The 20,899-nt window shown below is 61.6% G+C and carries 19 protein-coding genes and 1 tRNA gene; 16 read left to right on the top strand and 4 right to left on the bottom strand.

Going from position 1 to position 20,899, the window contains the following annotated elements; translation table 11 throughout:
- Positions 1-758: 758 nt before the first annotated feature.
- From IPI01_21460 to IPI01_21385, 16 genes are all read left to right on the top strand, one after another.
- Complete coding sequence (locus IPI01_21460; protein ID MBK7260322.1) at positions 759-2,231, top strand: beta-glucosidase; 1,473 nt, start codon at positions 759-761, stop codon at positions 2,229-2,231.
- Positions 2,232-2,367: 136 nt separating this feature from the next.
- Entirely contained in the window at positions 2,368-3,375 is a 1,008-nt protein-coding gene (locus IPI01_21455; protein MBK7260321.1) for an NAD(P)-binding domain-containing protein, read from the top strand.
- Entirely contained in the window at positions 3,372-5,834 is a 2,463-nt protein-coding gene (locus IPI01_21450; protein MBK7260320.1) for a glycoside hydrolase family 9 protein, read from the top strand. The genes IPI01_21455 and IPI01_21450 overlap by 4 nt, the downstream gene beginning before the upstream one ends.
- Positions 5,835-5,952: 118 nt before the next feature.
- On the top strand, positions 5,953-6,531 hold the full coding sequence (locus IPI01_21445; GenBank protein ID MBK7260319.1) for a sigma-70 family RNA polymerase sigma factor: 579 nt from the start codon (positions 5,953-5,955) through the stop codon (positions 6,529-6,531).
- A 3-nt stretch (positions 6,532-6,534) separates the two neighbouring features.
- Complete coding sequence (locus IPI01_21440) at positions 6,535-7,239, top strand: zf-HC2 domain-containing protein (protein MBK7260318.1); 705 nt, start codon at positions 6,535-6,537, stop codon at positions 7,237-7,239.
- A complete protein-coding gene (locus IPI01_21435; GenBank protein MBK7260317.1) occupies positions 7,240-8,298 on the top strand; it encodes a hypothetical protein in 1,059 nt (352 codons plus the stop codon).
- An 82-nt stretch (positions 8,299-8,380) separates the two neighbouring features.
- Positions 8,381-9,118 carry a phytanoyl-CoA dioxygenase family protein gene (locus IPI01_21430; protein ID MBK7260316.1) on the top strand — a complete coding sequence of 246 codons (738 nt, stop codon included), beginning with the start codon at positions 8,381-8,383 and terminating at the stop codon, positions 9,116-9,118.
- Positions 9,119-9,207: 89 nt separating this feature from the next.
- The gene (locus tag IPI01_21425) at positions 9,208-9,753 is read left to right on the top strand and encodes a sigma-70 family RNA polymerase sigma factor (GenBank protein ID MBK7260315.1); all 546 of its coding nucleotides are present in this window, start codon (positions 9,208-9,210) and stop codon (positions 9,751-9,753) included.
- Positions 9,750-10,124 (top strand): hypothetical protein, encoded by a 375-nt coding sequence (locus IPI01_21420; GenBank protein MBK7260314.1) that lies wholly within the window; start codon positions 9,750-9,752, stop codon positions 10,122-10,124. Before IPI01_21425 ends, IPI01_21420 begins: the two co-directional genes overlap by 4 nt.
- Entirely contained in the window at positions 10,121-11,443 is a 1,323-nt protein-coding gene (locus IPI01_21415; GenBank protein MBK7260313.1) for a hypothetical protein, read from the top strand. Before IPI01_21420 ends, IPI01_21415 begins: the two co-directional genes overlap by 4 nt.
- Complete coding sequence (locus IPI01_21410) at positions 11,421-11,744, top strand: hypothetical protein (GenBank protein ID MBK7260312.1); 324 nt, start codon at positions 11,421-11,423, stop codon at positions 11,742-11,744. The genes IPI01_21415 and IPI01_21410 overlap by 23 nt, the downstream gene beginning before the upstream one ends.
- 161 nt (positions 11,745-11,905) lie before the next feature.
- Entirely contained in the window at positions 11,906-13,816 is a 1,911-nt protein-coding gene (locus tag IPI01_21405; GenBank protein MBK7260311.1) for a CHASE domain-containing protein, read from the top strand.
- 120 nt (positions 13,817-13,936) lie between these two features.
- Positions 13,937-14,019 (top strand) — tRNA-Leu (locus IPI01_21400).
- Between the two features lie 79 nt (positions 14,020-14,098).
- Positions 14,099-14,509 carry a hypothetical protein gene (locus IPI01_21395; protein ID MBK7260310.1) on the top strand — a complete coding sequence of 137 codons (411 nt, stop codon included), beginning with the start codon at positions 14,099-14,101 and terminating at the stop codon, positions 14,507-14,509.
- 3 nt (positions 14,510-14,512) lie between these two features.
- Positions 14,513-15,091: a septum formation protein Maf gene (gene maf / locus IPI01_21390; protein MBK7260309.1), complete on the top strand. Its 579-nt coding sequence runs from the start codon at positions 14,513-14,515 to the stop codon at positions 15,089-15,091.
- Between the two features lie 49 nt (positions 15,092-15,140).
- Complete coding sequence (locus tag IPI01_21385; GenBank protein MBK7260308.1) at positions 15,141-15,536, top strand: cobalamin B12-binding domain-containing protein; 396 nt, start codon at positions 15,141-15,143, stop codon at positions 15,534-15,536.
- Between the two features lie 136 nt (positions 15,537-15,672).
- Here the strand turns inward: IPI01_21385 and IPI01_21380 are convergent, their stop codons facing one another.
- The 4 genes from IPI01_21380 to IPI01_21365 all read right to left on the bottom strand — a co-directional run bounded on the left by IPI01_21380 (position 15,673) and on the right by IPI01_21365 (position 20,899).
- Positions 15,673-15,879, bottom strand: a complete 207-nt coding sequence (locus IPI01_21380) for a cold-shock protein (GenBank protein MBK7260307.1) — start codon at positions 15,877-15,879, stop codon at positions 15,673-15,675.
- Positions 15,880-15,946: 67 nt separating this feature from the next.
- Positions 15,947-18,304 (bottom strand): DNA polymerase, encoded by a 2,358-nt coding sequence (locus IPI01_21375; protein MBK7260306.1) that lies wholly within the window; start codon positions 18,302-18,304, stop codon positions 15,947-15,949.
- A gap of 514 nt (positions 18,305-18,818) precedes the next feature.
- On the bottom strand, positions 18,819-19,595 hold the full coding sequence (locus tag IPI01_21370) for a slipin family protein (GenBank protein ID MBK7260305.1): 777 nt from the start codon (positions 19,593-19,595) through the stop codon (positions 18,819-18,821).
- Between the two features lie 14 nt (positions 19,596-19,609).
- A complete protein-coding gene (locus IPI01_21365; GenBank protein ID MBK7260304.1) occupies positions 19,610-20,899 on the bottom strand; it encodes a nodulation protein NfeD in 1,290 nt (429 codons plus the stop codon).

Below are 20,899 nucleotides of genomic sequence, written 5' to 3'. Positions count from 1 at the left end.
ACGCGGTTCGTACCTTGGCTGTGAGTCAAGCAGGGATCGGTCCAGGAATTTTGGGGGGCATATGGTATTCTTCGACGATAGTCACGCCATCGAAACGGCACTTCAGAGTTCGATACAAGCTGCGACGACTGTTCAGCGCATGGTCGCGCCTGTCGCGATCCTCATCCTCTCACTTGCCACATTCTCGTGCACGAGCGATGATGGCATTGCTCCGGATCAGGGGATCCCACCTGTCGTCACGCATTCTTCCATAAGAATTCTCTCGCCGCAAACGGCTGAAGTCACCGGACTCGTGAAGACCAAAGACCGCGCTGCGATCTTCCTCGTTGAATATGGTCCTACGAACAGTTATGGCATGCGGACGAAGAATATTGCGCTCCCCCCTGACACCGCAGCACGCGAAGTGCGGGATACGGTCAGCGGCCTTACTCCGGGCTCTCTGGTTCACTTCCGTGTGCTGGCTTCCTCCCCGGCGGGTTCGGCGACGGGGCCCGATAAGGCCGTGACGATGCCCGACTATCCGGTCGAGTTCAACATTCCTCTGGCTGTTGGCACGGAGTGGACGTACGGCTACACGTACCGTTGGAATGTGCAGGATCACGAATACAAGAATATCACCGGCATCCATACCTGGCGTCTCCTTTCCGCTGACACCACCAGCATGCCCCGCACATACGGATTCGTGGCACATAAGGTGGACAGCGTCTGGCACCGCACAAGAGACGGGCGGACGGGTGGTTATATCGACACGTCATACCATGTCGTGCAAGATATCCCCTTTACCGCGAGGGTCTCGGTGGATTCGATCACGATCCAATGGCCGGCAACCATCGCCCAGGGATCCATTCCCGTGGATCGCATCCTCCGCTTCGTGGACAAGGGGCCTGGTTGTTGCGGCGTGCACTCACCGTGATCCCGCCGGCGCGCGCGTCGTCGAACGCCCCGTGGTCACTTCGGATTCCATGCTGCTGGATGTTGTGCAGCGGCAGACATTCAGATACTTCTGGGACTATGCCCACCCCGTGAGCGGCATGGCGCGTGAACGGAGCAACCGGACCTTCGGCTATGGCGACGAAGTCGTTGCCGTCGGCGGAACGGGCTTCGGCGTGATGGGTGTGATCGTGGCGACCGAGAGGGGATGGATCGGCCGTGATACCGCGGCAGCATTCCTTCTGAAGATCGTACGCTTCCTGCAGGCGGCACCATCGTACCACGGTGCCTACCCCCACTGGATGGATGGCGCCTCCGGGGCGACCATTCCGTTCAGTGATCACGATGACGGCGCCGACCTTGTGGAGACTTCGTACCTCTTTCAAGGATTGCTGTGCGTCCGCCAATACTTCGACCGTCCGGACAGCACAGAGTCCGCCCTCCGTGCCAGCATCAATTTCCTGTGGGACCGCGTCGAATGGAACTGGTTCACCCGCGGCGGAACGGACAGCCTGTACTGGCACTGGAGTCCGAAGTTCGGATGGGCAATGAACATGCCCATCCGTGGGTTCAATGAATGCCTCATCACCTACGTGCTCGCGGCGTCCGGAACGAAGCACCCCATCGATAGCACCGCGTATCATCACTGCTGGGCCGGAGGTGAAGACTTCCGGAACGGAAAGTCCTACTACGGTATTCCGCTCGAGCTCGGGTTCGACTACGGCGGGCCGCTCTTCTTCACGCACTACTCGTTCCTCGGTCTGGACCCGCGCGGACTCAGCGACCGGTACGCCGACTACTGGGAGCGGAACCGGAATCACGCGCTCATCAACCGTGAGCATTGTGTCCGGAACCCACATGGATTCAAAGGATATAGTGACTCGTGCTGGGGGCTGACCTCGAGCGATTCGTACGTCGCCTATGTTGCGCATTCACCCACCGACGACAATGGCACGATATCACCGACGGCAGCGTTGAGTTCATTCCCGTATACACCCGAATACTCCATGCAGGCGTTGAGACATTTCTATCACACGCGCGGCGGTGAGATCTGGACCGCGTATGGTTTCGCGGATGCATTCAACGATACTGAAGAATGGGTGTCGGATGGGCACCTTGCGATCGACCAGGGACCGATCATCGGGATGATCGAGAACCACCGTACGGGCCTGCTCTGGCGGCTGTTCATGACGTGTCCGGAAGTACAGCAAGGACTGCGGAAGCTTGACTTCCGCAGTCCTTGGCTCACACCGGCCGCGGCACGAGGTTCGCTCCGATACCCCTCGCATGTGTCCGGTTGATTATTTCCGTCGATCTTGGTTGATTGAAGAAGCGACGTCACCCCGAGATCTGTCCCCCCTGATCGCAGCATCCCGGACCAGACACCGTCGCCCGGGTTCCTGCGCCCCGGTTCCACCATCATTTTCCTGAGGGACCATGACACTCGACCTCATCATCATCGGTGCAGGGCCGGCTGGTATCAGCATGGCGTCGGAAGCACGTGCGGCCGGTGTGCCCGCCGAACGTATGCTCGTTCTCGAAAAAGCCGCCGAGCACTCGTTCACGCTGAAGAAGTACTACCCCGACAACAAGCTCGTCACTGCCAACTACAAAGGATTCGAAGCCGCGTGCACGGGCGTACTCTGCATCCCTGACCTCTCCAAATCCGAGACCATCACCTACCTGACAAGGCGCTCGTCGAGAATGGCATCCGGTGCACTATGGGGAAACAGTGCGAAGCTGGCGCAGGATACCGCCACGGGGGTATTCACCCTCTCGACCGACAAACGTGACTACACCGCAAAGGTCGTGGTGATCGCCATCGGCATCCTCGGCAAGCCGAACAAACCTGACTACCCATTGCCCCGGACCCTGACATCCCGATTGCTGTTCGATGTGACCAGCACGGAGATCAAGGGCGACAACGTGCTCGTCGTTGGGGGCGGCGACAGTGCTTCGGAATATTGCCAGTATCTCGCGCAGCAGGGGAATACGGTCACCCTGAGCTATCGTCGCGATTCATTCCCCCGCATGAACTCCATCAACCGGGCAAGCCTTCTCTCGCTCGGTGAACGCGGCAACGTGCGGCTCATGCTCGGGTCAGATATCGAGACCGTGAAGGACAATGCGGGCAAACCCATCGTCCATTTCAACGGCGGTACACAGGAACAGTTCGATTACGTCGTGTATGCGCTGGGCGGGTCCACCCCGGAGAATTTCCTGAAGATGATCGGCATCGCCTTCGATGGGCCGGCACCCGTGCTCAAAGAGGGTCACGAGACGAGTGTCCCGGGATTGTTTCTCGTCGGGGACCTCAGCGCCGGGAGCAAGGGAGGGTCCATCATCTGGGCCTTCAATAGCGCGAACACGGCGATGCGGAAGATCTGTGACGACTATCTGGGATGCACGGTTGAACCCCTTCCTGGAGACAACACATCATCATGAAACGATCCTTCCTCGCCGCATGCCTTGTTGCTTCTGCGGCGGCGGCCGCATGCGCTGCTCCGTGGATCCGTGTGAATCAACTGGGCTATCTCCCCGGGGCCATCAAAGTGGCGGTCCTTGTTGATACCGCTGCCGGCACACCCTGTGGCGGGTTCGAGGTCCTTGATGTGCTCACCGGGCGCGTGGAGCTGTCCTCGAAGAAAACGCAGCAGTGCGGCCCCTATGGTCCGTTCCGCAGCTCGTGGCGGCTCAACTTCTCCCGGCTTTCCACCCCCGGCTCGTACGTCATCTCTGCCGGTGGGGTCCGGTCCCCGGCCTTCCGGATCGCTCCCGATGTGTACGACGGCACTGCCGACTTCCTTCTGCGGTACATGCGTCAGCAGCGGTGCGGCGACAATCCCTTCCTGAACGATTCCTGCCACACGCGGGATGGCTATGTCATCTACGGTCCACAGGACGCTTCAGCGTATGTGGATGTAGTCGGAGGTTGGCATGATGCTTCTGATTATCTGCAGTATGTCACCACCTCTGCCAATGCCGTCGTGCAGATGCTCTTTGCCTATGAGCAGAATCCCGGCTCGTTCGCAGACCGGTATCGGTCCGACGGGCGTCCGGGCGCAAATGGTGTGGCAGATATCCTCGATGAGTCGCGATGGGGATTGACCTGGCTCCTCAAGATGAACCCCGCTCCCGGCGTGATGTATAACCAGATCGCCGACGACAGAGACCATCGGGGGTTCCGTTTGCCGACACTGGATACGGTCAGCTACGGGCGGGGGATCGAACGTCCTGTCTATCTCTGCACCGGAAAGCCGCAGGGTTTGTACCAGTATCAGAATCGCACCACCGGGATCGCATCCACTGCCGGGAAATTCGCCTCCGCCTTCGCTCTCGCGAGCATCATCCTTCACCGGTCCGACAGCGCGTTCGCCCGGATGCTTGCCGTGAAGGCGGCGGAGGCATATGCCTACGGAGCCGAACATCCGGGTGTCTGTCAGACCGCGCCATGCCGCGCCCCGTACTTCTACGAAGAAGACAACTGGGCAGACGACATGCAGCTTGCGGCTGCCCAGATGTTCCGGTTGACCAGAGAACCGCGGTACAGGCAGGACGCGATGAAGTTCGCAGCGGTGGAACCCGTGACTCCATGGATGGGGGCCGATGCTGCCCGGCATTATCAATGGTACCCGTTCGTCAACCTCGGACACTTCTATGGGGTACGGGGGGCAGGGGATCGGCGCACGTTGACCGGCTATATCAAAGAAGGGCTCGAGCGGGTGTATCAACGCGGGAAGGGGACGCCATTCCTGTTCGGTGTTCCATTCATCTGGTGCTCGAACAATCTGGTGAGCGCCATGCTGACGCAGGCACGTGTGTACCGCACGGAGACCGGCGACGGGAGGTACGCTGAAATGGAGGCGGCGCTCCGCGACTGGCTCTTCGGCTGCAATCCGTGGGGGACCAGCATGATCGTCGGCCTGCCCCGTGAGGGTGTGTCGCCGCGGGATCCGCATTCGGCATTCACGCATGTGAGCGGTTTGCCCATCGACGGGGGATTGGTGGATGGACCGGTGTACGGAAGGATCTTTGCGAGCCTGAAGGGTGTACGCCTCGCCGATGCCGATGAGTTCGCTCCGTTCCAGTCGGACCTTGCCGTGTACCACGACGACTGGGCCGATTACTCAACCAACGAACCGACGATGGACGGCACGGCAAGCCTGACATACTACCTGTCGGGCCTGCAGAAGGATGGTGCTTCGGAGCGCACGCATGCGGTGATGAGTCATGGTGCGATCACCCGGTTGGACACGACCAGGCGCTTCGTGCATCTCGTCTTCACCGGACACGAGTTCGCCAACGGGGGCGAGACCATACGCCGGACGTTGAGGTCGGCGGGGGTCAAAGCTTCCTTCTTTCTTACGGGAGATTTCTACCGCACGCCTGAATTCGCGAGCCTGATCAAGGGATTGAAACGTGATGGGCACTATCTCGGGGCGCATTCTGACAAGCATCTGCTCTATGCCACCTGGGAAGACCGCGATTCGCTGTTGGTCACACGGGAAGAGTTCGAGAAGGATGTCCGCGACAACTACCGCGCGATGGAAGCGCACGGCGTGCGGCGTGAGGATGCTCCGTTCTTTTTGCCGCCGTACGAGTGGTACAACGCACGGATCGCGACATGGACCTCTGCACTCGGGCTTACACTCATCAACTTCACGCCCGGGACCCTGTCCAACGCCGATTACACGACCCCTTCCATGGGGGTGCGATACATCTCCTCGGACAGCATCATGCGCCGCATCCGGCAGTGTGAGAGCGGGTCTCCGTCGGGGCTGAGCGGACACCTTCTTCTTCTGCACATCGGCACGCATCCCTCGCGGACGGACCTCTTTGCCGACCGCCTTGGCGAGCTGATCCTCGCTCTGAAGAGGAAGGGGTACACCTTCAGCCGGCTGTAGTCCCGATACGTTCGGCCTCAGCGATCCGCGCCACGATGCATGGGGCCATCCCACCACGCATGGTTTTTACCTTTCGTTCGCTCAGACGTATCATCAGTACATGGCAACAATACCCCTCATGAATGAACCGGCAGGCGCGGAAAGTCCCCTCGATCTTCTCCGTGCGGTACAGGGCGGAGATCGCGAAGCATTCGCCGCGCTCGTGCGCGCACATCAGCCGTACGCCTATGCACTTGCGATGAGGTTCGTCTGGGATCATGCGGAAGCCGAAGACGTCGTGCAGGAATCCTTCATCCGGGTCTGGCAACACTGCTCGTCATTCAGCGGAGAGGCGAAATTCACGACATGGCTGTATAGCATCGTGACCCGTGTGGCCATGGATAGGATACGGCGGAGGAAGCGATGGAGCCTGTTGCTCGTGAGGGGAGACGGGCAGGAGCAGGAGCCGGCAGGGCAGAGCACTGCCGAGACTGCGCTGCACAACGCCCAGGCGGTCGACCGGGTCCGTGCGCTCACGGAGAAGTTGCCGCATGTGCAGCGGATGGTCTTCACCCTGCGTGACCTGCAGGACCTGCCGGTGGAGGAGGTCGTCCGGATCACCGGGATGTCCGCGGCGTCGATCAAAGCGAATCTCTGTCATGCACGCAAACGGATGAGGGATCTCCTGCGTGCGTACGGGATCAATGAAGAAAGGTAGCCCATGTCGTGCAGGCAGTATCAACGGATGCTCTTGAGCAGAGAGGGAGAGTTGTCCCCGGCTGAAGAGGCGGAGCTCATGTCCCATCTTGCAGGATGCGCCTCGTGTGCCCGGGAGGCAGCGCGAAGCAGCGAGATCGAGACGGCGGTTCGCGCCATGCGCACTCTCCCTGTTGTCCCCGGGGATCCCGATGGCCTCACGGACCGGATCGTTCGTGCCATCGGACACCCGGGATCGCACGTCCGGGGTGTGCACCGCCTCCGATCGATGGGCAGGATCATCGATCACGCATCCATGCCGGCGATGAGCTTCGCAGCGGCAGCGATGCTGCTCCTGGTCGTCGTGTCCGGACTGTGGCACGTGGCCATCATTCTCGGCGAAGTGCAGCAACTGGAGGCGCGGCAGTCCCTTCCGGTGTCCGGGGACCGTCCGGTGCCCACGGTATGCTATGCCGTGGATGTGGAGTGGGCGGCGGAAGCCCTCGGGCCTGACATCGTGTATGCGGCGCGCTCTCACGCTGCCGGGAGTACGATCCTCCTCTCTGAACGGATGGTAGCAATGGCCAGGGAAGGCGGGACGTCCACACCGTCGTACCTTTCCCGCTGGAACCTCTCTCCCCGCGTCACGGAGCAGATCAGATCATGGCGGATCGATATGCCTTCAATGATCCGCCCTGTTGTTTCATTTCGTCATGCAGAAGGAGTATGAATGATGAACGCAACACGATTCGCGCACGGAGCTCTTCTGACATCGTTGCTGGCACTCTTTGCGGGGTGTCTCGAGATCGAAACCACGACAACGGTCCTTCCCGACGGGACGATCCGGAGGGTGATCCGGACGTCCGGTGATTCGTCCGAGGTCTTCAAAGACAAGGGGATCTTCGTCACAGATCCGGGTTGGGAAGCCGTGACACGGAAAACCGATACGACCTGGGAGTCTGTTGTGACACGGGACTTTGCGAATGTGCAGGAGTTCCAGGAGGCCTTGAATAGGGGCGGTGACAGGGCGCTTCGCATCCGCGTGTCATTAGAGAAGCACTTCGCGTGGTTCACCACGACCTTCGAGTATCGAGAGACCATCGCGTGTTACAATCAATTCCACGCCGTTCCGCTCTCGAAGTATCTCACGGCGGAGGAGCAGGATTTTCTCATCCGTCACGAGATCGAAAAGGCGACCTTCACCTTCGGCGGGGACAGTCTCCGACTCAAGAATGTGTCGGAGCTCACCGAGGAATGGGACCACCGGAACAAGTTCGAGGCCTATCACGCGCGGTTCATGGAAGGCGTGCGCGCACGGAACGATGAGGCCCTTGTTGCCTTGCTTACCCCCGCGGTGACGGAGAGCCTGTACATGCTGACCCGGGATGCGATCAATGGGGGAAACCTCGATACCATCCCGGCGATCTACGCCTCCGTGCTTGGGGCACCGGGGGTTCGCGAGGTGTTCGCTTCCCGGCGTACGTCGTTCGACCAGTTCGCGCAGGCCCTGGCGTTTCAGCAGGAGATGATGATGTGCGGGTACAAACGCGCATCGATCGAAATGCCCGGACTGCTCACCGGTACCAATGCCCGGAGCATTGAAGGAAACCGGGTTGTCTGGGAGGAGTTTCTGGGGGCGGCCTACATCACCGACCATACCATGTGGGCGACCTCCCGGGTGATCAACTGGTGGGCGGTCATCCTCACAGGTGGCGTGATCGCCGTCCTGGCAGCGATCCCCTTGCTCGCGCTTCTCCGTGCCCGCCGGAGAGAGCGTGTTGGGCTTTGACCGCCAGCGGCGAGAGATTTCGCTGGAATCCGAGTCGCGTATTGCGTACTCTTCGCTTTCAAGAGCCAGAGGAGGGCGCGTGATGATGGGCCGTACATTGACGCCGGAAGAGCTCCGGACATATCAGGATCAGGGATTCGTGGTCATTCCCGGGCTCCTGTCTCCGGACGAGGTGGAGCGATTCGTTGCGTATGACGCTGCGCAGGACAAGGAAGCAAGGAACCATCTGGACAACCACAAGCGGGATGCGGAGTGGAAGCGCATCGCCACGCATCCGAACATCGCCGGCATCGCCCGGCAGATCCTCGGTGCCCCGCCGTTCATCGTCCAGACCATGTACCTCGAAAAGCATGCCGGCGAAGAGGCAAAAGGTACAGCCCCGCATCAGGACACCCATTACCTCCCGAATGAGCCCAACACGTTGATGGCCTGCTGGATTGCGCTCAGCGATACCGATCAGGAAAACGGCGGGTTGTGCGTGGCTCCCGGAAGTCATACCCGGGGCCTCCTGGGCACGCACAAAGCCACGTCCATGAAAGATCATCAGGTGTGGGAGACCGAGCACCTCCTGCGGGACAGGAGCGGAAAGGAATGGACGGAGCGCTTCTACTCGTTCGAGATCGACGGGCTGGATCGCTCGCAACTCAGGTTTCTTGCCGTTCCTAAAGGCGGGGGAGTGTTCTTTAGCGGCATGACCATCCACGGGTCCTACGCCAACGTGTCAAAGGACCGTGTCCGACGGGCATTTGCGACGCATTACGTGGCGGAAGGGACATGGGTCCTCCGGGCTGACGTGCAGGCGACGGTAGCCGCGTTCTAGCGGCGCTCGGGCGTACGCCGCCCAATGCAGTGCAGGCACCGGCCATGCTTTCCTGCTAACTTTTCAGGAGGCAGATCCCTCCTATATCCATGAGGACGGAATCCGCACACAGGGGAGAGGTGGACCGGAGGGGAGGAGAGATCACCGCGGCGCTCATCACCGAGATGACGCCGCTGCTTCGCGCCTATTGCAGCCGCTACCTTCCTGACCATTCCCTCGCCGAGGATGCTGTTCAGCAAACATTCGAGATCGCCCTCCGGTCCGTTCAGGAACTGCGCGATCCGCACCACGTCCGGGCGTGGCTCTATGCCATCGCCCGCAACGAATCACTCCGGCTGCTTCGCGCACATGCCGTCTCCCCGCAGCTCGAAGAGCAACCCGACCCGCTGACACCGTCTCCCGAAGCGCAGAGCATCTCATCGGACATCATCGGCGCCATCGGCGCGGGGCTCGACACGCTGCCGACGCTGTACCGTCAGGCCGTGGTCCTGCGCGATGTGGAAGGGTTCACGTACGCCGAGATCGCAGAGGCAACCGGTGCCACTCTTGCTGCAGTGAAGTTCAGGATCTACAAAGGGCGCGAGATGCTGATGGAACGGCTCGCCCCCGTGCTGAAAGAATGGAGGACCCCATGACATGCAATGAGTACAGGGAAGCCACCAGTGCGTGGTACGATGGTGAGGTGGCCGGGATGGAATTCGCAGATCTGATCGAGCATGTCCACGCATGTCCGGCATGCAGGCACTACATGGCGCATCTTCCCGGACAGGCCGCGCTTCTTCGCCGCCATCCCGTTCCGGTGGGAGGGGCACAGATTGGATCGGGCATGCGCTCGCCGAAAAGTCTGTTCGGAGACCGCTTCAATGCCCCGCTGGCGGTCGCGGCAGCGATCATTCTTGTCATTCTCACCGTTGCCATTCAAGGGAATCTTCAGGGGCGGCCGACATACGATCCGGGTTACTCTGAGCAGCGCGTGTCCATGCAACATCCAGCGGGGGGGCGATGAATCTCTCACGTGATCTCAGGTCGGCGCTCCTGAAAGCGGCGATCGTCGTCGTCCTGACCGTGATCTTCTCCTGGCTCGTCTGGCCGTTCGGGAAGATCGTGCTGCTGGTTCTTCTGCCCCTGCTCCTGTTCGTCTTTTTGCTCATGTTTATGCCGGTCAAGATGTCACCCGCCGTCCGACTCGTCACATCGATCGGAGTGTTTGGTGCATTTCTCGTGCTCCGCAAGGTCCTTGCGTCGAGTTCGTTCGTCCGGGGGCTCCTCACATCTCTGGTAGGCGTGGGCCCGCCTGTCCCCTCATTGGAGACGGCGTCTCTGGTGATCGCGTTGATCTGGCTCGCCGGGCAGATGGTGCTCGTCGTTGTGACTGACAGGTTTCGATCGGGCATCGCTGGAGCGGTCGAATCATTCCTTGCGGAACGGGGATTCGCCGCGCTCATCCGTTCAGTTGCCCGCGGTGAGTTCGGAGCCACGTCTGCGCTCTGGATCAGCGGACTCAGGTGGGGGATACTCATCCTCGTCGGGTGCCTGCTCCTGACCAGATCCGGGTCGTTGGATCAACTAGAAGAGAACGTTGTTCTCCCGCTCAGCCGCTTGTCTGCCGTACCCGGTGCGTCAGCAAGCATGGTCGTAACGTTGACGACGCCCGATAACAATGCCCGCCAATTTCTCGAGACTGCACTTGAACTCAATGCGCGATTCAGGGAGGGAGGTGCTGCCGTCGTGTGCTTCCCTGCGAGGGTCATGAGGGACTCGACAACCCGTTCTCTGGCAGATTCGCTCATCGCATCGGGGGCAGTGCTCTTCGACAGAGGACAGTTCGATCCGCGATATGCCATGGTCGGCCACAGTTGGAACTTCCTACGCTTCCGGAGCATTGACTTTTCCTGGTCACATAGCACACCGGTGGTCCACCCATCGCTCCTCGCTGCGGCTCGTTACCTGAAACTTCCCGTGCGTGTCCCACCGAGTATGAGCAGTTCCTTCATCTTGATGCCCGGGCGGCAGGGATGGTCGGCCCGCCACGGGGGAGGTCGCGATAGGATCGTCGCGAGTGCCGAGGTGGGACAACGGCATGTCCGTCGTGCTCAGGCGCTCGGCCTACCTCCCTCTGCAGTATTCGACCGGGGGAGACACGATGTGGAATTCGTTCATCTTCCCGGCAACTATCGAACGCCCCCAATGGGATGGGCCGATCCTGTACAAGGAATATGGTTCAGGCAGAACGCTCACTGCGCTTCCGGATTCGGTGTGGAACTTCGCGGCTGGCCGCATGGTGTTCATTCAATGGGTGAACATGAGCGATGCCGATTATCATGACATGGCTTCGGTCCCGGCTCTTATCGCCGACATGGCCGTGCGGGGAATGTTCGTGAGCGAGTCTCCTGCGTGGCATATCATTGTCAGTGTGCTGGCGGTGCTCGTTGGCATTGTTCTCTTTGCCTCGGTCCGGCCCTGGTTGACCTTCGTTGTCCTTCTTGCATGCGCGGTCGGGTTGGGCGTTGTTGATCGATGGGTCTTCGGTGAATATCTGCTTGTGACACGGCTTGTCTACCCGGCGTTCACATGCGCCGTCGCAGCCATGGTTCTGCCACTCGTGAGGATCTCGGCACGAGCGTGAGCGGTTGGCCAGTCCGTTGCCACCCCCCTCGGGTCGGATCCGTCCGGTGAGTCCAGCACCCGTGGCAACCCCTTGCGGATTTTCGCAAAAAGGTGTATCCTATGGGTGACCGGCATGTGGAGAGGGGGGGCGGGCCGGGAGCAGACCATCAGAATGGCATCATGCAAGGATCGCCAGAGTTGACGGCGCCACCGCTATTTCGTACGCTCGCGCACTTCCTCGCGAAGCCTGTCCCAGCCGGAGTGCTGGCCGCGCTGATCACCCTCCTCGCGACCGGTTCCGTCTCCTACTACTCCTATACCGTCCGCCAGCAGGAAGAACGCCAGCAGGTGAAGAACGCGGCGAAGGATTCGCGTGATGCGATCCAGGTCGCGCTGCTGCACGGGCTTTCTGCAACGCAGACCGTCGGACTCGCCGTGAGCGAGGGGCTGCTGCCTGCGCGGTTCGATTCGATCGTGCCCCGGCTCTTCTCTTCGTACCCTTCCGTCGACGCCATTGAACTCGCACCGGATGGCATCGTCCGGTTCGTCTATCCGCCGGAGCCCAACAGTCGCGCACTTGGTTTCAATATCCTCGCGGATCCCATACAGCGCGACGAGGCAGCCCTCGCGATCCGGTCGAGGCAACTGATCTTTGCCGGGCCACTCGAACTCGTTCAGGGGGGGCTTGCCGTCGTCGGGCGCGGGCCGGTGTTCATCCGGCGCAATGGAGAGGAACGGTTCTGGGGATTCACCATCATCATCATCCGCATCGAGACGCTCATCGAGAGGGCCCACCTTCTTGACCTCGCGGAGAAAGGATTCCGCTTCCGGCTCTCACGCCGCGATCCCATCAGCGGGAAGATGGTGTGTTTCTATCATGTCGATCAGGTGCTGGACAAACCGCTGACGACGGATGTGCCCGTGCCCAATGGCGCGTGGGAGATCGCTGTGGCACCGGTCCGCGGCTGGCGCGCGGGCATCCGTACCGTGCCGATCGCCGTGATCAGTGTTGTGCTTGCCATGCTGGGAGGGCTCTTTGTCTGGTTCATGCGGCGACAGCCCGAACGATTGAAGGAACTTGTGGAGGTCCGGGCCGCGGACCTTGTCCGGAGCGAGACCAGATTCTCATCGTTGATCGAGAGCGCGCCCCTCGGCATCCTCATGATGCGTGAAGGGAGTATCCTGTATGCGAACCCGATCTTCCATCGGATGCTGGGGTTTCCCGAGAGCATGGACCTGACCGGGAGGGAATTCGATGAGTACTTGCGGCGGGTCTCAGCCGGGCTCAGCGACCATGCCACGTCTCCGGATGAGGGCACGCCGCCGGATGGACTCGTTGGCACCTATGAAGTGCTTCGCGCCGATGGCATCGTTACGTACCTGGAGATCTCACGGACGTCTGTGGACCTGCAGGATGGGGGAGCCGAGGTCGCATTCGTGATGGATATCACCGGCCGCCGGCGGGCGGAACGTCTTGTCACCGACTCCCTGAAGGAGAAGGTGACGCTGCTGAAGGAGATCCACCACCGCGTGAAGAACAACTTACAGGTGATCTCCAGTCTCCTCTCGCTCCAGGCTGGTGGACTCGAAGATCCCGCCGCCCGTGAGGCGTTCGCGGACAGCATCCGCAGGGTCCGCTCGATGGCGCTCATCCACGAGCGGCTCTACAGGTCGGGCAACCTTTCCCAGATCGATTTTGCACAGTATCTGTCAGCGGTGGCATTAGACCTCGCCCATGGATTGCACAGGCCCGGCGTGGGGGTGAATGTTGAAGCACAGGAGCTCATGTTGAGTCTCGACCAGGCCGTGCCCTGTGGCCTCATAGCAAATGAACTCATCACGAATGCATTGAAGCATGCATTCCCTGAGGGCCGGAAGGGGATGGTGGTCGCCTCACTCGAACCTCGTCCGGATGGGATGGTGGTTTTGACCGTTGCCGACAACGGCGTGGGGTTGCCACCGTCGTTCGATGTCAATGCTTCAACATCGATGGGATGGAGCACCGTGCGCGCTCTGGTGGAGCAGATCGGAGGGACCCTTTCCGTGGCCTCAGGGTCCGGGGCAAGGATTTCCGTCGTTTTTCCGCAGTAGCAGCGTGGCTTCCACGCCACATGGGACCTTCATCCTTTTTCTGCCTTTTTTGCCCCAAGTTCTTGCTTTTTTGAAACCTGTTTTGTAATTTTGTCTCACTGTTGTACACGCTGTATCCATGCGGAAGTGGCGAAATTGGCAGACGCACCATCTTGAGGGGGTGGCGCCCACAAGGCATGCGGGTTCAAGTCCCGCCTTCCGCACAGTAATGCTTTTCCTGATACTTCCGCTTCTGGATCCCGATGAACGGATCCCGCATCACGCATGAGTGGAGTTGACGCCATGAAACGGCAAGCAATTGGCATTGCGTTATGCATCCTGATCGCCTCCGCCGCCATCGCCGGCGGTATCAAGGACGGGTCCCTCACCGCGTACAGCAACGGCACGAACATCGTCGTCCGCTGGAACAGCGAATCTGAAGGTGATATTTCCGGCTACCGCGTTGAACGGCGCGCCGGCCGCGAAGGAAGCCCCTTCGTCATGCTCACCGCCTCCGATATCTCCCCGCGCGGGCCGGGTTCCCAGTACGAGTTCATCGATAACGCTGCGTACCGCGCGACCGACAACGTCTATGTCTATCGCGTCACGGCGGTCATCCCTGGGAACCGTTCCATTGACTACTACGTGACGGTGAACCACAGCGTCAGCAGCGTACGGCGCACCTGGGGCAGTATCAAGGCGATGTTCCGCTGAGGCATGCCCCTGTCATCGCCCGTTGTCCTTGCGTCACGTTCACCCCGCCGCCTTGCACTCCTCTCCCAGATCGGGCTCACGGTCCGTGTCATCGTCAGTGATGTTCCCGAAGAACTCGATCCTGCACTCACGCCCGAAGCCAATGCCGAGGCACTCGCATGCCTGAAGGCGCAGCACGTCGCACGTGACATTGCCGAGGGGATCGTGCTCGGTGCGGACACCATCGTGGTGCTCGATCATCACGTCCTCGGCAAGCCAGTCGATGAAGCGGATGCCGAACGCATGTTGATGCTGCTCAGCGGGCGCACCCACACGGTGTACACCGGGTTCGCACTCGTGCATCGCCCTTCCGGACGGACGATCAGCGGCGTTGAATCGACGCAGGTCACGTTCCGCACACTCCCCCTGGAGGAAGTGCGCTCCTACATCCGGGGCGGCTCGCCCATGGACAAGGCGGGATCCTATGGCATTCAGGATGACTACGGTGCGGTGTTCGTGACGCGGATCGAAGGGTGCTATTACAATGTGGTCGGGTTACCGCTGGCACGGGTGCATGAGGCGATGAAGCAACTGCGGGAGTAGCGGGAACGCTTCGTTCGCAATTCGGTGGAACATGTGCAGGAGGGAGACGATGTCACGTCCGATACGTGTGCTGATCGCGAAGGCGGGACTGGATGGTCACGACCGTGGTGCGCGGGTGGTTGCAGCGGCATTGCGTGACGCAGGGATGGAAGTGATCTACACCGGGCTCCGGAGATCTCCCGAAGCCATCGTTGAGGCCGCGCTCCAGGAGGATGTCGACGCCATCGGCATCAGTATCCTCAGCGGCGCCCACATGACGGTCTTTCCCCGTGTCCTGGCCTTGATGCGCGATCGCGGGATGGGTGATGTGCTGCTGTTCGGCGGGGGGATCATTCCTGAAGGGGACAGCACGGCGCTGAAGCAGATGGGTGTGGGGGAACTCTTCACGCCGGGCGCGCCCATGCACTCGATCATCGCGTACATCCGCGAACGCGTGCCGGTATGACAGATGGATGCAGAGGTGCTCTGCTGCATACATCCGGTGCACTGTGATCAGCCGTGGCGCGCCTACCACTGCGCGCCGATAGAGCCAGTACCTTTCCTTCCTCCTCCTCGATCTCCCGCACGGTACACCGTGGTTCTCAGGCTGAAGTCTTGGTCACGTTCACAGCCTGCAGACCTTTTTGTCCCTGCTCCACCTCGAACTGCACGCCCTCTCCCTGCTTCAGGGTCTTGTACCCATCCCCGATGATGGATTTGAAATGGACGAAAAGATCCTCGCCGTTCTCACGCGTGATGAAGCCATACCCCTTGGCGTTGTTGAACCACTTCACGGTACCCTTTTCCATGACTCAGAAACCTTCCCGATAGTGTGTCCGACCTGTGAACGTAACAAACCGCACGTTGAAACGCAAGTCAAATGGCGTCGTCGTCCAACCAGATCCCCGGTGAAGGGGACGGATCGTCCGGCGCCTGCGCCTCCTCCCCGGTCGACCGGGTCTGAATGATGATACCGTCCGCGGAGAAGGGGAAGAGGTCATCATTGCTGAAGATCCTCTGGAAATCGGCGGGCCGGAAAAAGTCCTCGAAGCGGGTGGAGAGCTCACCGAGCCGGCGGAGATAAAAACCGGTGTTTTCGTCAGGGAAATGAGGGTCCCATTCTTCCGCCGCCTTGCACGCATCCGCGATCCGCACCCCGGGATCCGAACCAGCGATATAGTACGCCACCCGGTCGCCCACCCGGTACCTGCGTCCCGTTGCCAGCGCCACCTCATACACCGCGCTTTTGTTCCGGTCACCGCGTTCCACCTCCTGTGCGTACTGCTCCACCGGATCATGCAGGACCTCCGAGCGCGCGAAGTCGGCGATATCCAGGGCGCGTGAGGCGATGGCGGCCGCGACGCCGACGTACAGCCGATGGAGCCCATCGATGTCGTTGTCCAGAATATGCTCGATGCACTGACGGATGTAACTCCGTGCAAACCGCTCCATGCTGCGCGAGATCAGCGACGACCCCCGCACCAGAAGCCTGTGGTCATAGCCGAGAAGTGCGTAGTTCTTCTTCCGGTAGCTCAACATCCGGCGGTATCTCCCGTCCATCACGAGGGAGATCCCCTGCGGGAGTGTGCCCGCGAGTACTCCGACGAGTGTCCGCTCGGAACCTTCATCGTTCACATCAGGAGGCGGGACGAAGAAGACGCCATCGGTGTCGACCTCGATGACCTTGCAGGAGCGGTCGCGCAGCGTTTGCATGATCTGCCGGAGGATCTCCTGGCCGCCTCCGGTCACGGCATCCGCCGCGCGGTAGTCGTTGAACAGCGCACGGTTGTAGGCGAGATAGCCATAGAACGAATTGATCAGGATCTTCATCGAGGACTGACGCGCGTCGAGGCGTGCCCGTTCCCCGTCATCTCCGGCGTCACGCATCTGTTGCTTGAGCTCCAGCCGCTCCGTCGTCAGTCCCCGCAGCATCGTCGTGAATATCCCGAGCGTGTCGCTTGCCGGTGCGATCCCGCGGGCGATCATGAGGGATGGGTACAGGGATTCCACATCCGCGTGAACGATCGGCCCGAGCACACCGCTGTAGAAGATGTCCGTGTATCCGCCTCCCGTCTGCGTCCCCGGCACGGGTTGCGGGAGCGAGTGCTTCTGCCGCAGATACTCGCGTACCAGCATGTGCTCGATGCGCAACGCGGAGCCTAACCGCGTGACGGTCCCGTAGGAACACGGGACCATCTTCGTGAGGTGGAATGACGGCGGCGAGAGCAGTGCGCTGAGGCGTGCTGTCTCGTGTACATCATCCAGCGCGTACCGCACGAGCGTGTCGGGGTCCTCATCCCACGTCTGTGCGATGCGGTCGCCGTCCACCATCACCCGGTCCGGCGAGGACACCCCGAAGTACCGTGCGGCATACTTCAATCCATGGCTTTCCATGGTGCGCTTGGTGGAGTCGTATGCCCGCACGAGGTCGAGCGTATCGATCACATGCCGTCCGGCGATATCGGCGGCGGCGAACTCCAGCGTGGCGTCGGCATTGCCGCCGCGCCCTTCGGGCATGCGGACCGCGCGCCCGTCCCTGCCGAAGGCCGGGGCGATGGTGTGCAACGCGCAACGCCTCAGGATGTACGGAAGGTCGAAGCCGAGGATGTTGTGGCCTTCCAGGACATCGGGGTCGCGCTGGCGAATGATCTTGATCAGCTCCTTCAGCATCGCCGGCTCGTCCGCGCGCCTGCCATCGATGACATGCTCCCACCCGCGGTTATCCATCAGGGCGATAAGAATGATGCGGTCCCCGGGGCGCGTCGCACGGCTGAAAGTCCCGCCGGGGACGGTATACGTCTCGATGTCCAACTGCAGGCGATGCAGGTCTTCGAACGCCATCTCCTTGAACAGCGTCCGGCCGGATTGGAGGAGGAATTGTGTCACCGGGTCGGTGGTCACGTGCAGTCCGTCAAGTTCGGTGAACCCCTCGATACCCGTTGGGACGCGCCGGTTGAAACGGTCGACGAGATAGCGTATCGCGTCCCACATCACGGACCATCCCTCGAACACGCAGAGATAGGCGAAGCGGTGGTCACCCGCCATGCGCCGCACCCAGTGCTTCTGGGGGAACCCTTCGATGAGCGTGGCATCCGCCAGATGAAAGAAGGGGTAGAATGCCTCGTCCCGGGTGGCCAGGCGTGTTCCGGTGCGGAACGTGAGACGCATGGCCCCGTCCTCGGTGTGGTCCACCGCGATGATGCGGGGTTCGGGGTTATGGCCTGACAGGAGCATGAAGCAGGGAAGCGGGTGGGGAGAACGTGGTGGAGGGGCATGCCCGCCCCCCCCCCCCCACCACCCCCCCCCCCGCACCCCCCCCGCCCCCCGCCCCTCCGCGGCACCCCCCCGCCCCCCCGCCCCGGGCCCCCCCCCCCCCCCCCCCCCGCCCCCGCCCCCGCCCCCCCCCCCCCGCCCCCCGCCCCCCCGCCCGGTCCCCCGCCCCCCCCCCCCGCCCGGCAAACCCCCCGCCCCCCCCCCCCCCCCCCCCCCCCCGCGCCCCCGCCCCGCCCCCCCCCCCCCCCCCCCCCGGGCCGGGGGCCGCCCCCCCCCCCCCCCCCCCCCCCGCCCCGCCCCCCCCCCGGCCCCCCCCCCACGCGGCCCCCCCTCGGGGGCGGGGCCCACCCCCCCCCCCTCCGCCGCGCTCATCTACGGCGATCATATGCGATGGTCATACACGGCGATCATCTACGGCGCATCTTGTGTAGGGGCGGTGCATGCACCGCCCCTACAGGCGGAATGCCTTGTGCCATCATTTCTTCTTTGTGGTCTTATCGGTGAACGCCTTCATGAACGGCGCGATCAGATCGATCGGGATCGGGAAGATCGTGGTGGAGTTCTTTTCGGATGCCACTTCTGTCAACGTCTGCAGATAGCGGAGCTGAAGGGCCATCGGGTGGTCCTCGATGACCACCGCGGCATCCGACAGTCGCTGCGCGGCCTGGAATTCCCCTTCCGCATGGATGACCTTTGCGCGGCGTTCGCGCTCGGCTTCGGCCTGGCGGGCCATCGCACGCTGCATCTCCACGGGCAGGTCGATATGCTTGACCTCGACGTTGGAGACCTTGATGCCCCACGGCTCGGTCTGATGGTCGATCATCTTCTGGAGCTCGGCGTTGATCTTGTCACGCTCGGAGAGGAGCTCGTCGAGTTCCGACTGCCCCAGGATGCTCCGGAGGGTTGTCTGCGAGAGCTGCGACGTGGCAAAGAGGAAGTTCTCCACCTCGACGATGGCCTTGTCCGGCTGGACCACGCGGAAATACACGACGGCGTTGACCTTGATGGACACGTTGTCCTTGGTGATGACGTCCTGCGGGGGGACATCTAGCACCACGGTGCGCAAGCTGACCTTCACGATCTTGTCGACGATCGGTATGAGGAAAATGAGCCCCGGGCCTTTCATCGCGATCAGGCGGCCGAGGCGGAAGATCACGCCCCGCTCGTATTCACGGAGGATGCGTATGGAGTTCCCGATGATGATCGCGAGGAAGAAGACGAGGACGATGACCATGACGCCAAATTCTTGCATGTGCGGCTCCTGGATTAGACGTGTGCACTGTGCGAACGCACAGTAAGGTGCAGCCCGTTGACGCTTTCGACGATGAGCCCGGCGCCGGTCCGTATGGGCGGATCGGATGCCGTGGCCGACCAGATCTCGCCGTGGACCCGCACCTGCCCATCGGGTGCGAGGTCCTGCAATGCGATGCCGGTCTCGCCGACAAGGCCTTCGATGCCGGTGGTGGGCGGGCGGAGCTGGGCAGCCACGCCTTTGCCCAACGCGAAGGCGAAGAACAGGACGGAAAAGAGGACGAACGGAATGATGACGAACCACGAAATGTGGATGATCTCGAATCCCGATGGTGTATCGATGAGCATGACGGATCCCAGGAAGAGTGATACCGCCCCCGCAATGGTCAGCATCCCGTAGCTGGTGATCTTCAGTTCGAGGATGAAGAGGATGATCCCGACGAGGATCAGCCCGAGCCCGGCATAGTTCACGGGAAGCGTATGCATGGAATAGAAGGCCAGGATGATCGAGATCGCCCCGACCACGCCCGGGAGGACCGATCCCGGATTATACAGCTCGAAGATGAGACCGTACAGTCCGAGCATGAAGAAGATGTACCCGAAGTTCGGATCGCTCAGCATGTTGAGCAGTGAGAACTTCCACCCCATATCCCGGCGCACCACGGCGGCCCCGGTGGTGTGGAGGATGACGGCGCCGCTGTCCACGCTCACCGTGCGGCCGTCGAGCTGCCGGAGGAGATCATCCAGCGTGGGTGCGATGATCTCGATGACGGTATCGCGGAGCGCTTCGGTCTCCGAGAGTGCGGTGCTCTGGCGAACGGCTTCTTCTGCCCAGCGGACGTTCCGATGCCGCTTCTCGCTGATGGAACGGATGAACGCCGCGGCATCGTTGGTCGCCTTGGCACTCATGATGGAATCCTGTTCGCCGCCCTGCATGTTCACCGGGTGCGCTGCGCCGATGTTGGTGCCCGGGGCCATGGCCGCGCACGATGAGGCAAGGACGATGAATGCTCCCGCGGATGCGGCCTGGGCGCCGGCGGGAGCGACGTACACCACGACGGGGATCCGTGCCGTGAGAAGCTCGCTCACGATCTCCCGCGTCGATTTGAGGAGTCCGCCCGGGGTGTTGAGTTCGATGATGAGGCAGACCGCCCCCTCGTCTGTTGCGTTCGCCATACTCGTGCGGATGTACTCGGCGGTGGCAGGGTTGATCGTGGCATCGAGCTGGATGACATGGATCTCCCCCGCGGACGCGGTCACGGTCAGGACACAAGCGAGGAAGACTGCTATGGGAAGGTGGCGCAT

This window comes from Ignavibacteriota bacterium (assembly GCA_016707525.1).
GTDB lineage: Bacteria > Bacteroidota > Ignavibacteria > UBA10030 > UBA6906 > JAGDMK01.
This window is presented reverse-complemented; position numbering and strand designations above follow the sequence as displayed.

Coding starts and splice junctions, on each gene's coding strand:
- IPI01_21460 (MBK7260322.1), top strand. CDS start 759: ATGTCGTGCAAGATATCCCCTTTACCGCGAGGGTCTCGGTGGATTCGA.
- IPI01_21455 (MBK7260321.1), top strand. CDS start 2,368: ATGACACTCGACCTCATCATCATCGGTGCAGGGCCGGCTGGTATCAGC.
- IPI01_21450 (MBK7260320.1), top strand. CDS start 3,372: ATGAAACGATCCTTCCTCGCCGCATGCCTTGTTGCTTCTGCGGCGGCG.
- IPI01_21445 (MBK7260319.1), top strand. CDS start 5,953: ATGAATGAACCGGCAGGCGCGGAAAGTCCCCTCGATCTTCTCCGTGCG.
- IPI01_21440 (MBK7260318.1), top strand. CDS start 6,535: ATGTCGTGCAGGCAGTATCAACGGATGCTCTTGAGCAGAGAGGGAGAG.
- IPI01_21435 (MBK7260317.1), top strand. CDS start 7,240: ATGATGAACGCAACACGATTCGCGCACGGAGCTCTTCTGACATCGTTG.
- IPI01_21430 (MBK7260316.1), top strand. CDS start 8,381: ATGATGGGCCGTACATTGACGCCGGAAGAGCTCCGGACATATCAGGAT.
- IPI01_21425 (MBK7260315.1), top strand. CDS start 9,208: ATGAGGACGGAATCCGCACACAGGGGAGAGGTGGACCGGAGGGGAGGA.
- IPI01_21420 (MBK7260314.1), top strand. CDS start 9,750: ATGACATGCAATGAGTACAGGGAAGCCACCAGTGCGTGGTACGATGGT.
- IPI01_21415 (MBK7260313.1), top strand. CDS start 10,121: ATGAATCTCTCACGTGATCTCAGGTCGGCGCTCCTGAAAGCGGCGATC.
- IPI01_21410 (MBK7260312.1), top strand. CDS start 11,421: ATGAGCGATGCCGATTATCATGACATGGCTTCGGTCCCGGCTCTTATC.
- IPI01_21405 (MBK7260311.1), top strand. CDS start 11,906: ATGCAAGGATCGCCAGAGTTGACGGCGCCACCGCTATTTCGTACGCTC.
- IPI01_21395 (MBK7260310.1), top strand. CDS start 14,099: ATGAAACGGCAAGCAATTGGCATTGCGTTATGCATCCTGATCGCCTCC.
- maf (MBK7260309.1), top strand. CDS start 14,513: ATGCCCCTGTCATCGCCCGTTGTCCTTGCGTCACGTTCACCCCGCCGC.
- IPI01_21385 (MBK7260308.1), top strand. CDS start 15,141: ATGTCACGTCCGATACGTGTGCTGATCGCGAAGGCGGGACTGGATGGT.
- IPI01_21380 (MBK7260307.1), bottom strand. CDS start 15,879: ATGGAAAAGGGTACCGTGAAGTGGTTCAACAACGCCAAGGGGTATGGC.
- IPI01_21375 (MBK7260306.1), bottom strand. CDS start 18,304: ATGCTCCTGTCAGGCCATAACCCCGAACCCCGCATCATCGCGGTGGAC.
- IPI01_21370 (MBK7260305.1), bottom strand. CDS start 19,595: ATGCAAGAATTTGGCGTCATGGTCATCGTCCTCGTCTTCTTCCTCGCG.
- IPI01_21365 (MBK7260304.1), bottom strand. CDS start 20,899: ATGCGCCACCTTCCCATAGCAGTCTTCCTCGCTTGTGTCCTGACCGTG.